General features: G+C 67.7%; 11 protein-coding genes. 5 read left to right on the top strand and 6 right to left on the bottom strand.

Annotated elements, in window-relative coordinates; translation table 11 throughout:
* Positions 1 to 18: 18 nt before the first annotated feature.
* On the bottom strand, positions 19 to 477 hold the full coding sequence (locus RHA1_RS51840) for a hypothetical protein (protein ID WP_237726901.1): 459 nt from the start codon (positions 475 to 477) through the stop codon (positions 19 to 21).
* A 253-nt stretch (positions 478 to 730) separates the two neighbouring features.
* Positions 731 to 1099, bottom strand: coding sequence for a hypothetical protein (locus RHA1_RS50490; RefSeq protein WP_167540940.1), 369 nt, complete (start codon positions 1097 to 1099; stop codon positions 731 to 733).
* 3 nt (positions 1100 to 1102) lie between these two features.
* Here RHA1_RS50490 and RHA1_RS15300 point away from each other — a divergent pair, with 3 nt between their 5' ends.
* From RHA1_RS15300 to RHA1_RS15285, 4 genes are all read left to right on the top strand, one after another.
* A complete protein-coding gene (locus RHA1_RS15300; RefSeq protein ID WP_011595807.1) occupies positions 1103 to 2143 on the top strand; it encodes an iron ABC transporter substrate-binding protein in 1041 nt (346 codons plus the stop codon).
* Between the two features lie 71 nt (positions 2144 to 2214).
* Positions 2215 to 3729 carry an ABC transporter permease gene (locus RHA1_RS15295; protein ID WP_237726900.1) on the top strand — a complete coding sequence of 505 codons (1515 nt, stop codon included), beginning with the start codon at positions 2215 to 2217 and terminating at the stop codon, positions 3727 to 3729.
* Complete coding sequence (locus RHA1_RS15290) at positions 3726 to 4766, top strand: ABC transporter ATP-binding protein (protein ID WP_011595805.1); 1041 nt, start codon at positions 3726 to 3728, stop codon at positions 4764 to 4766. Before RHA1_RS15295 ends, RHA1_RS15290 begins: the two co-directional genes overlap by 4 nt.
* Before the next feature lie 288 nt (positions 4767 to 5054).
* Positions 5055 to 5762 carry a response regulator transcription factor gene (locus tag RHA1_RS15285; protein WP_011595804.1) on the top strand — a complete coding sequence of 236 codons (708 nt, stop codon included), beginning with the start codon at positions 5055 to 5057 and terminating at the stop codon, positions 5760 to 5762.
* On the opposite strand, the gene RHA1_RS15280 is transcribed toward RHA1_RS15285, so the two are convergent.
* Positions 5713 to 7119 carry a sensor histidine kinase gene (locus RHA1_RS15280; RefSeq protein ID WP_041812417.1) on the bottom strand — a complete coding sequence of 469 codons (1407 nt, stop codon included), beginning with the start codon at positions 7117 to 7119 and terminating at the stop codon, positions 5713 to 5715. The genes RHA1_RS15285 and RHA1_RS15280 overlap by 50 nt on opposite strands.
* A 194-nt stretch (positions 7120 to 7313) precedes the next feature.
* Between RHA1_RS15280 and RHA1_RS15275 the strand changes: the two genes are divergently transcribed.
* Positions 7314 to 8147, top strand: coding sequence for an SGNH/GDSL hydrolase family protein (locus RHA1_RS15275; RefSeq protein WP_050787310.1), 834 nt, complete (start codon positions 7314 to 7316; stop codon positions 8145 to 8147).
* Positions 8148 to 8360: 213 nt separating this feature from the next.
* Here RHA1_RS15275 and RHA1_RS15270 read toward each other — a convergent pair whose 3' ends face one another.
* The 3 genes from RHA1_RS15270 to RHA1_RS15260 form a co-directional block, all read right to left on the bottom strand.
* A complete protein-coding gene (locus tag RHA1_RS15270; protein WP_041811469.1) occupies positions 8361 to 9122 on the bottom strand; it encodes a COG4705 family protein in 762 nt (253 codons plus the stop codon).
* 135 nt (positions 9123 to 9257) lie between these two features.
* Positions 9258 to 9962, bottom strand: coding sequence for a DedA family protein (locus RHA1_RS15265; protein WP_011595800.1), 705 nt, complete (start codon positions 9960 to 9962; stop codon positions 9258 to 9260).
* Positions 9959 to 10873, bottom strand: coding sequence for a phosphatase PAP2 family protein (locus RHA1_RS15260; protein ID WP_237726899.1), 915 nt, complete (start codon positions 10871 to 10873; stop codon positions 9959 to 9961). The genes RHA1_RS15265 and RHA1_RS15260 overlap by 4 nt, the downstream gene beginning before the upstream one ends.
* Positions 10874 to 10933: the final 60 nt, after the last annotated feature.

Below are 10933 nucleotides of genomic sequence, written 5' to 3'. Positions count from 1 at the left end.
CCTTCACCCATCCGGCACTCACGGGTGCGGCTGCGCCGGGACGGTCGACGGCGTTGCCCCGGAAGTCTTTCCGGAAGCCGTACGTTTGGCGCGGGGACTCGGAGAGGATACCGCGGTGGGCCCATTCGGGGGCGACACGACTTTCGGTCCACTCGGGGAGGACACACCTTCCGGTTTCGATTTCACGCTCCGGTCGGAGGGCTCGGGCTTGAACTGGCGCAACACCAGCGCCGTCCCGCCGGCGGCGAGGACGATCGGCCACTCCACCAACCCAGCCGCGCCGACCGCGCCCAAAGTCGCCAACGCCACCGGTGTCGAACGGCGACCATATTGGGCGCCGTCATAGGCGCCCTCGACGGCGCCTCGGATACTTCCCCCGAAGCTTCCCACCGCGGCGCCGCCCACCGCACCGACCGCGGCTGTGGCGGCCTCCCCCGCCCCGGTGACAACCCGCGCAGTGCTCTTCAGAATGTTCATCACATTCACCCGATTTCGCGAAACGCACGCCCACAACGAAGTTGCGCAATGGGCTCGATTACCCCCACCCGCAACCCTAATCCTCGGTGAATGGGAAATGAACAGGTAGCGCCTATCAGGCGGACGAATATGCCATGCCCTTCGGCGTGTCTTTATGAAGCGAAGGGCGGCGCCATACGTTCCGTTGAATATCGACCACCCGCGCACGGATCGGACGCTGGAAAGGTGAACGGCACCGACGAGGAACGCCAGCTCATCGAGAGGCTGACCCGCAGACACCCGGACATCCCGGGAGGTGAAGGGTGAAGTGAGCGCCGTGGTGATGTCTGTGTACGACCGTTTCCGCGGCCGAAAGGTTCGGGACTTCGTGCCCCTGCTCGTCGAACGCTTCGATGACCGACCCGGTGTCCTGAACTGTCACCGTGACTGGCGGCGATCTGAACTTCAGTGTGAAATGGCGGGACTTCAAGGTCGTCATGAAGTCCCAGAAGTTCTCGACCGACCGAGTGGGGACTGTGAACCGGTCCACCAAGATCCGGATGGTTAGGTTTGCCAATCCTGTATGTAGCATCATTTTCTGGAGACGGCTGGGACAGGTCCCGCTGCGGTAGAGGACGGACAATCGATGAGGATGCGGATCGGACTGATGTCGGGGCTGGCACTGGCCACCGCCGCGGTGATGACGGTGTCGGGATGCTCGAACTCCGGTTCGGATGGTGGGACGGACTCCGGCGGAGCCAACCAGATCACCGTCTACAACGCCCAGCACGAGTCGCTCACCCAGGAATGGGCCGACGCCTTCACCGCGGAGACCGGCATCGAGGTGGAACTGCGCAACGGCAGCGACACCGAGCTCGGCAACCAGCTCGTGGCCGAGGGGGACCAGTCGCCGGCCGATGTGTTCCTCACCGAGAACTCCCCCGCGATGACGCTGGTCGAGAACGCCGGGCTGTTCGCCGACGTGAACCAGGACGTCCTCGATCAGGTTCCGAGCCAGTACCGGCCGTCGAGCGGCAAGTGGACCGGCATCGCGGCCCGGTCCACCGTCTTCGCATACAACAAGGACAAGTTGCCCCAGGACCAGCTGCCGAAGTCGCTGCTCGACCTGCAGGACCCCGCCTGGAAGGACCGCTGGGCCGCCTCCCCGTCGGGCGCCGACTTCCAGGCCATCGTCAGCGCACTGCTCGAGCTGAAGGGTGAGGACGCCACAGGTGAGTGGCTGGCCGGGATGAAGGACAACGTCCGCACCTACAAGGGCAACGGCGCGGTGATGAAGGCCGTCAACGCCGGGGAGATCCCGGGCGGCGTCATCTATCACTACTACTGGTTCGGCGATCAGGCCAAGACCGGTGAGAACAGCAACAACGTCGCGCTGCACTACTTCAAGAACGAGGACCCCGGTGCGTTCGTCAGCGTATCCGGTGGCGGCGTCCTGAAGTCCAGCACGAAACAGGACGCGGCGCAGCAGTTCCTGAAGTTCGTCACCGGCCAGAAGGGGCAGGAGGTCCTGCAGACCGGGACGTCGTTCGAATACACCGTCGGCAGTGGCGTGCCGGCGAACCCGAAGCTCGTTCCCCTGGCCGAACTCCAGGCCCCGCAGGTCGACCCCGCGAAGCTCAACAGCCCGCAGGTCACCGAACTGATGACGGAAGCCGGTTTGCTCTGAATCTCGCACTGATCGGCCGCGTGCGGTCGGGGGACGCGGACACGACGCGTCGCCCGACCGCCCGGCCTGGCATGCCACTGCCCTTGGCCGTTGCCGCGGTGATCGTGGTCGCCGCATCGTTCATCCCGCTCGGGTACGTGATCGCCGCGAGCGTCGACACGGGCTGGGACACCGCGTCGGCACTGCTGTTCCGGCCCCGGGTCCGCGAATTGCTCACCAACACCGTGATGCTGGTCGTGGTCACGGTGCCGATCTGCGTCGTCGTCGGTGTCACGGCCGCCTGGCTCGTCGAGCGCACCCGGGTGTTCGGGGCGAAGGTGTGGGCGGTGCTCCTCGCGGCGCCCCTGGCCGTGCCGGCGTTCGTGAACAGCTATTCGTGGGTGACGGCGATTCCCTCCCTCGGCGGGCTGCACGGCGGTGTCCTCATCGCGACCCTGTCGTATTTCCCGCTCGTCTACATACCCGCGGCGGCGACGCTGCGCCGGCTGGACCCGGCCGTCGAGGAATCGGCGCGGGCCCTCGGCGTGGGCCCGTGGGCGGTGTTCTTCCGCGTCGTGGTGCCGCAGCTGCGGCTCGCCATCGCCGGTGGAGCGCTGTTGGTTTCGCTGCACCTTCTCGCCGAATACGGCGCCTTCGTGTTCATCCGGTTCGACACGTTCACGACGGCGATCTTCGAGCAGTACCAGTCCACCTTCAACGGAGCCGCGGCGACCATGCTCGCCGGGGTCCTGGTGCTGCTCTGCCTGACCCTGCTGGTGACCGAATCGGTCGTCCGCGGCAGCGCCCGGTACGCCCGGATCGGATCGGGTGCCGCCCGCCGCGCCGTCCCCGCCGAACTCGGCCGGCGGTATTCGCCGATCGTGCTGCTGTTCCTCGGGGTGCTGATCGCCGCGTCCGTCGGTGTCCCGGTGATCAGTGTCCTGCGCTGGCTCGTCATCGGCGGGAGCACGGTCTGGGAACTGGATACCGTTGCCGCCGCGCTGGTCCAGACCCTCGGATTCGGCATCGCCGGCGCCGTCGTGACGTGTGTACTCGCGTTCCCGATCGCCTGGATCTCGATCCGCCACCGCGGACGATTCAGCCGGTTCCTCGAGGGCGGCACATACGTCTCGAGTTCGCTGCCCGGCATCGTCGTGGCGCTGGCGTTGGTCACCGTCTCCATCCGCTACCTGCATCCGCTCTACCAGACGGTCACCGTCGTGATCGCGGCCTACGCGCTGCTCTTCCTGCCGCGCGCGCTGATCAATCTGCGGGCCGGGCTCGCGCAGGCGCCCGTCGGGCTGGAGGAGGCGGCGCAGTCGCTGGGGGTCTCTCCGCTGTCGGCCTTCTTCCGGGTGACGCTGCCACTGGCCGCCCCGGCGACGGCGGCGGGCGGGGCACTGGTGTTCCTGGGGATCGTGAACGAACTGACCGCCACCCTCCTGCTGGCCCCGACCGGCACCCGCACCCTGTCCATGCAGTTCTGGTCGCGCAGCAGCGAGATCGACTACGCCGGTGCCGCACCGTACGCGTTCATCATGATCGTGCTGTCGCTGCCGATGACGTACGTGCTCTTCTCCCAGTCGAAAAAGGTAGCGGGACTATGACATACGCACTCGAAGTGGACGGCGTCGACAAGTCGTTCGGCGGGGCGACGATCCTCCGCGGGGTCGCGTTCGCGGTCGAGTCGGGTTCGACCACGGCGATCGTCGGACCGTCCGGCTGCGGCAAGACCACCCTGCTCCGCCTGATCGCGGGTTTCGAGAAGCCGGACGCCGGCACCATCGCACTGGCCGGCCGGGTCGTTGCGGGTGGTGGATGGGCGCCCGCGCACCGGCGGTCGGTGGGGTACGTCGCCCAGGACGGTGCGCTGTTCCCGCACGCCACGGTCGGCGCGAACGTCGGGTTCGGGCTGCCCCGCCGCGCCCGCACCCCGGCGAGGATCGCCGAGCTACTCGAGATGGTCTCGCTCGACCCGTCCTACGCGGCACGGCGACCCGACCAGCTCTCAGGTGGGCAGCAGCAGCGGGTGGCACTTGCGCGGGCGCTGGCCCGGGAACCCGAACTGATGCTGCTCGACGAACCGTTCTCCGCACTCGACGCCGGGCTGCGGGCAAACACCCGCAGGATCGTCGCCGACGTCCTCGCGAAGGCGGCGATCACCACCATCCTCGTCACCCACGACCAGCCCGAGGCCTTGTCGTTCGCCGACCGGGTCGCGGTGATGCGCGCGGGCCGACTCGCCCAGATCGGCACCCCGCGCGAAATCTATTCCACCCCCATCGACGTCCCCACTGCGGAATTCATCGGCGACGCCGTCGTGCTGTCGGCACACGTCGACGGCAGCCGCGCCCGCTGCGCCCTCGGCGATGTCGCCGTCGCCGCGAACGGCGTCCACGGAAACGCCCGAGTCATGGTGCGGCCAGAGCAGATCGAACTCACCCCGGACGGCGCCGGCGTATCCGGGACGGTCGTCGACGTCGAGTACCTCGGATCGGAGATGCTGCTCGGCATCCGCCTCAACACCGCAGACGGCATGGTCCCCGAACGGGTCACCGTGCGCCGCTTCGGTGCCACCACACTCACACCCGGCGACCGTGTCGGCATCCGCGTCCTCGGGAAGGCCGTGGCATACCCCGCGTAAGTTCTGGGCGACACCCACGGTCGGGGTGAGGACTGCACACGGTGTGCGGTGGTCAGTGCGCGCACCGACGGCCTCGCCGCGCACTCAGGTCATCCGCGGTGATGCGAGCCATCCTCAACCCACCCCCGTCGTCACGTCGCCGACGTAGGCGTCGCACATGACGTTAAACTCCCAATCGGGGAGCTGTTCCTCTCCGGCGTACACATGACATCACAACTCCGAACGGCGGGCCGCCACATACTGGTAGCGCCATCGGCAGACGTCACCCCTTGGATCGGAAGGCGCCTGATGAGAGTGCTGGTCGTCGAGGACGAAGCTCGGTTGGCGAATGTGGTTCGCCGCGGCCTCGAACTCGAGGGGTTCGTGGTGGTCACCGCCGCTACCGGTGAGGACGGTCTCTGGCACGCCACCGAGGACACCTTCGATGCGATCGTCCTCAACATCATGCTGCCCGGACTCAACGGATACGAAATTGTCCGTGCACTTCGCGCCAAGCAGATCTGGACCCCGATTTTGATGCTGACCGCCAAGGACGGCGAGTACGACCAGGCCGACGCGTTCGATCTCGGTGCCGATGACTACCTGGTCAAACCGTTCTCTTTCGTGGTCCTTGTCGCCCGCTTGCGCGCATTGGTGCGCCGCGCCGCGCCGGCGCGCCCGGTGTTGCTCACCGCGGGTGATCTGAGCCTCGACCCGGCGCGGCGCCGCGTCATGCGCGGTAACGAAGAGCTGGCCCTGACTCCTCGCGAATTCGGGGTCCTCGAGTTCCTGTTGCGGAATCCGGACACTGCCCTGACGAAGGGCGAAATTCTGCGCAACGTGTGGGACGCGCACTACGACGGCGACGAAAATATCGTCGAGGTGTACGTCGGGTATCTCCGCCGGAAGATCGACGCACCCTTCGGCGCGCACACCATCGACACGGTCCGCGGCGTCGGATATCGGCTCACGACTCGGCCGGAGACACCGGAGTCACCGGAGTCGCCGGAAGGGTGACCACGACCTGCACCCCGCCCTGCGCACTCTCACCGATCCGCACCGAACCGCGGTGGGCGGACACGATTTCCGCGACGATGGCCAAGCCGAGGCCGGAACCGCCGCGGTCGCGTTCACGGGCGTTGTCCAGTCGCACGAACCGTTCGAAGACCCGGGCCCGGTCGGGCTGCGGGATGCCCGGCCCGTCGTCGGACACCGTGATCTGCGCGGTGTTCCCGCGCAGCGAGACCTCCACGTGCACAGCATGTGCGGCGAACCGGACGGCGTTGTCGATGAGGTTGCGCATCACACGCTCGAGTTGAGTGCGGTCGCCGCCGATCCGCACGGCGGCCAGTGATGCGGTGACCGTCTTACCGGTTTCGCCTCGGGCGCGGTGGACTTCGGTGTCCACCACGTCGTCGAGATCCACGTCGCCGAGCCGCAGCGGCAGACCGCGCTCGTCCGCGCGGGCGAGTAGCAGCAGATCGTCGACCAGCAGATGCATCCGGGTGACCTCGGGCAGCAACGTGTCCCGGACGAGTTCGCGGTCGAGCATCTCCGGCCGGGCGTCGGCCAGCTCCAGGGCCATCGTGACGGTGGCCAGTGGGCTGCGCAGCTCGTGTGATGCGTCGCCGACGAATCGGCGTTGCGCGGTGTGGCCGGCCTCGAGACGGGCGAGCATGTCGTTCATCGTCCGCGTCAGCGCCGCGATCTCGTCCCGGGGTGCGGGCACCGGAATCCGTTCACCGAGGTCGGTGCTCGAGATCGTGGCGACCTGGGTGCGGATGTGTTCGACCGACCGCAGGGAGCGCCGAACCAGTTTGTAGGTCACCACCGCGGCGACGAGGGCGATGACCGGACCACCGAGGGCGAGAAGCCCACCCACCGTGGCGAGGGTGGCTTCCACCGGTTCCTCGCTCGCTCCGACCAGGACGGTGTACTCGCCGTCGACGCCGCGGGCGCCCTGCGCGGTGATCCGCAGATCCGCCCCACGTTCGGTCCGCCCGATCAGTCCCGGCACCGGCGGACCACCGGCAGGTGGCCGCACATCGGTCGCCGGGGTGCCGGGGTCGGTGTCCGATGTCCGCACCACCTGTCCGGCCCGGTCGATGACCTGAACGAGCGTGATGCGTTGATTGGTGTCGAGGAGCTGAGCGTCGAGGTCGGCGGGTGGGTCCGACCGCAGGCTGGTGGTGATGTCCTGGGCCCGGGCGGTCGCGGCGTCATCGAGTCCCGAGAGCAGGGACCGGTCCAGTACGAACAGCAGCGCCGTCGCCCCGAGCGCCAGGGCGATGGTCACGACCACGCCGGCGGCCAGCGCGGATCGGATCGCCAGCCCCCACAGCGACGGTCTGAGCCACTCGGGTACCGATCTCATACGGGTCATCATCCGCTATCCGATCCTCTGGGACGCCGAGGACAACCGCCGCAGCGGCGGACACCGGACGGGTCGGCGCTCTTCTCAGCGTTCTCACGGCGGCGCGGGCAGACACTGACGGTGTGGGAAAGCCGCCACGTCAGGATTGGACGCTGATTTTCGAGCGGACCATGCGGACGGCTCTGGTGGGGGGCATGGCCGCGCTCGCCGTCCTGTGGTCCGACCCGGCGATGGCCGACCCGGTGCCGGATTCGACGATCCGCTACGTCGCCATGGGCGATTCCCGCGCCGCGGGTCCCTACCTGGCGCCGATCTTGCTGCACGACGGGTGCTTCCGGTCGGTCGAGGGATATCCGGGGGTTGTGGCCGGGGCGCTGCACGCCGCCTCTTTCACCAACGTGGCCTGTTCGGGTGCGACAACCGAGAATCTCACCACCGCGTCCCAATCCACCGCCACCGGTGCGGTACGACCGCAGATCGATGCCCTGCGACCTGACACCACGCTCGTCACGGTCAGTATCGGCGGCAACGACATCGCGTGGCAGTCCCTGGTGGCCCCGTGTTACACCACCGTCCCGGGCACCGATGCGCACTGTCGCACCGACCCGGAGACCCTGAGTCGAATGAACTCCGCACTCACCGCGCTGGAGCCGAAGGTGTCCGCGGCACTGGCCGCCATCGAGCAACGTGCGCCGACGGCCCGGGTGCTGCTCGTCGGTCACGGCGGTATCTTCGGTGCCCACGGTTGCTGGCCGAACATTCCCATCAGCGACGCCGACGCAGCCTGGATCTCGGGCTTCTTCGCGAGGATGAATCAAATTCTCGCCGCCGCGGCCACTGCCACCGGCGCCCGGTTCGTGGACGTTGCGACCGCCGCCATCGGACACGATGCCTGCGCCGGACCCGATCAGCGATGGTTCGAAGGCCTGCTCCCGCAGTCTTTCGCCGAGTCGTTGCACCCCACCACCGCCGGAATGCGGGCGATCGCCGCCCGCGTCCTCACCGCCTGGGGTGCATCCCCCGAGTAGGCAGGCCATTGAGCAGTGCTCACGTTGTCACCTTCCATCTCGTGCTGTCACCTCCCGCTCCCCGGTCCGGCCGGTGCACCGAGATCGACCGCCGATCGAGGCGAGTTCTCGGAGGTGGATTCTCATTCCGGCCGGGGTTCTCTGGTGTTCCCCGTTGACGGTGAGGTGGACGACATCGCGGAACCCCTCACACTCGGATGGGCGCTCAGGCGGTCAGGAACGTTGGTGCACGGGTTCCCGCTCGGCTGCGGTCTGCTGGTGACGCAGGTGGGTGTAGACGATCAGGGCCAGCAGGATCGCAGCCAGGACCGCCGACGATCCGACGGTGCCGAGCTCGAGACCGCCCTTGTCGTGCGGCTTGCTGAACAGGTCTCCCACTGTGGCCCCCAGCGGGCGGGTGAGCACGAACGCAGCCCAGAACAACACGGTGCCCGAGATCCGGGTGAAGTAGTGCGCCACCAGGATCAGGGCCATTAGCACACCGATCAGTGCGGCCCCGCCGGCGAAGCCGAGACCGGAACTGTCGGCGAGAAAATCCCCGAGCGAGGTACCGAGGGTGTTGGAGAACAAGATCGCGATCCAGTAGAGCAGCTCACCGCGGAAGGTGGTGATCTGTTCGACGTCGAACGTTTCTCCGCACCGGCTCCAGATCACGAACACACAGGCCAAGCAGGTGATCAGCAGGAGGGCGCCCTTGGCGTAGCCGAGGCCGGCGGACCGGTTGAGGAAGTCGGACATGGTGGTGCCCGCAGTGCTGGTGGAGACGATCACGGTCCAGTAGAGCGCGGGATGGAATTTCTTCGCTTTCATCTGCGTGATCAGGCTGACGAAGAACAGAGCGATGAACAGCACCGAGGAGACGGCGTACCCGACGTTGAGGGTTTGGGCGAGCAGGTCGCCGCCGGTCTCGCCCAGGGTGGTGGCGGCAACCTTCATGATCCAGAAGACCGCGGTCACCTGTGGCAGCTTCTTCATAGGTCTCCAATCCGTGCGGAGCGCACCCGCCGACACTTGTCTCCGGGCAGGGCAGGGCAGGCCGAGGACGGGTCGGCGGGGAACGAGGTGGTCGGGAATGTCGTTGTGACCGTCAAGGTCATCGGGTGGTCAAGGTCATCGGGTGAATGGTGCGCCGGGACGGGCGCACTGGCCCGGATCGCCAGTGGGCGTCGGGATGCTGTCCGGTTGGAGGTCCCCGCCCTGTCCTTGACGCCGGGCCCGCAGTCCGTTGACCACCAGCGGCAGAATCGACACCAGGACGACGGCGATCAGAATCACCTCGATGTGACCGCGTACGAATGCGATTCCGCCGAGCAGATAGCCCAGGACCGGCACCCCGACACCCCAGGCAACGCCGCCGATGACGTTGTAGACGGCGAAGGTGCGGTACCGCATCCCGGACGCGCCGGCCATCACCGGCGCGATCGTGCGGGCAACGGGAACGAAACGGGCCAACAGGATCGTGCGCGGCCCGTAGCGGTCGAAGAACCGCCGCGACTGCTCGAGTTGTTTCGGGCCGATCCGGCTGGCGCCGGGCCGATGAAACACCGTGTCCCCGGCCCGCCTGCCGATCAGAAACCCGAGTTGGTCACCGACGATCGCCGCGGCCGGGACGGTGAGCAGCAGCACCCACAACGGCGCGAACGGATGCGACTGGGCGGCGAAGACACCGGCCGTGAACAGCAACGAGTCCCCCGGCAGAAAGAACCCGACGAGCAGACCGGTTTCGATGACCACGGCACCGAGGACGCCGAGCAACCCCAGGGTGCCGAGCAGCGTCGACGCGTCCAGTAAGCCCAGTCCCAGTGCCACATTCATGCCGCATATCCCATCGTCGTCGGGTCGCTGCGACCCGAGTGCGTGTAGTTCTCGGCCGGACCTGCGGCCCCCCGGGCGCGGGTCCGGTCCATCCAGGTCGTGTAGAGCGCCCCGCCGATCACCGCGGCGAGGCCACCGAGGAGCACACCGCCGACCACATCACTGAGCCAGTGTTCACCGAGGTACAGGCGCGTCACCGACACCACCACGGTCACCGCCGCAGCCAAGCTCAGCAACAGCGCACGACGGGTCGGCGACAGGGCGTACCCGAACATCACGGCGGCCATCGTGAACAACGCCATCGCCCCGGTGGCATGCCCGGACGGAAACGAATGGTCCGTCTCGAGCAACACCTGGGACACGATCGGGGGGCGAGCACGCCCGACAACGGATTTCGTCACGGTAGAGGCCAGTGCCGCCGCACCGACGGTCCCGATGAGAATCAGCGCGGGGATCGGTGAGCGGGCCCGCCGGGAGCACACCGCGCCGATCGCGACCGCGAGGATGATGGTGCCCGCCGGCCCGCCGGCGTCGGTCACCGCGATGGCCGGCCCGGTCACCCAGTCCGATCGGTGCCCGGTGAACCAGCCCAGGACTGCCGGGTCCGCACCGGTCAACCAGCCCCCAGCCTTGACCTGATAGGCCAGCGCGGCGAATGCCGCCGCCAATCCGGTGCACTCCATGGCGATCGCTGCCGCGGCCGGGCCCCGGCGATCACGTTGTAGGCTCCGCCAGACCGACGCACCCAGGAAGATCGTCGCACCCCCGGCCACCACGACCAGCATGAGCGTCGCGGCTCCGCCCTGATGTAGGTCCGCAACCACCTCGTGGGCCCGCCCGAGCAGGTTGGTGTGGACCGGTGCATCGTGCACCGATGCCAATGACACCGGGGGTTGTACTGCTTCTCTCACACCCGCAGTATCAGTGTCGGCTGCTGTGGAGCCGCTGAGAGCGGGACGGCGATCACACCC

Origin of the sequence: Rhodococcus jostii RHA1 (assembly GCF_000014565.1) — a bacterium.
Lineage (GTDB): Bacteria > Actinomycetota > Actinomycetes > Mycobacteriales > Mycobacteriaceae > Rhodococcus_F > Rhodococcus_F jostii_A.
Note: the sequence above shows the minus strand (reverse complement) of the source record. Positions and strands in the feature narration are given on the sequence as shown.

Bases quoted from the DNA above. Each gene is read 5' to 3' on its own strand.
- RHA1_RS15265 (WP_011595800.1), bottom strand. From the start codon at position 9,962: ATGAATGTGGCACTGGGACTGGGCTTACTGGACGCGTCGACGCTGCTC.
- RHA1_RS15290 (WP_011595805.1), top strand. From the start codon at position 3,726: ATGACATACGCACTCGAAGTGGACGGCGTCGACAAGTCGTTCGGCGGG.
- RHA1_RS15270 (WP_041811469.1), bottom strand. From the start codon at position 9,122: ATGAAGAAGCTGCCACAGGTGACCGCGGTCTTCTGGATCATGAAGGTT.
- RHA1_RS15280 (WP_041812417.1), bottom strand. From the start codon at position 7,119: ATGAGATCGGTACCCGAGTGGCTCAGACCGTCGCTGTGGGGGCTGGCG.
- RHA1_RS15275 (WP_050787310.1), top strand. From the start codon at position 7,314: ATGGCCGCGCTCGCCGTCCTGTGGTCCGACCCGGCGATGGCCGACCCG.
- RHA1_RS15295 (WP_237726900.1), top strand. From the start codon at position 2,215: ATGCCACTGCCCTTGGCCGTTGCCGCGGTGATCGTGGTCGCCGCATCG.
- RHA1_RS15300 (WP_011595807.1), top strand. From the start codon at position 1,103: ATGAGGATGCGGATCGGACTGATGTCGGGGCTGGCACTGGCCACCGCC.
- RHA1_RS51840 (WP_237726901.1), bottom strand. From the start codon at position 477: ATGAACATTCTGAAGAGCACTGCGCGGGTTGTCACCGGGGCGGGGGAG.
- RHA1_RS15285 (WP_011595804.1), top strand. From the start codon at position 5,055: ATGAGAGTGCTGGTCGTCGAGGACGAAGCTCGGTTGGCGAATGTGGTT.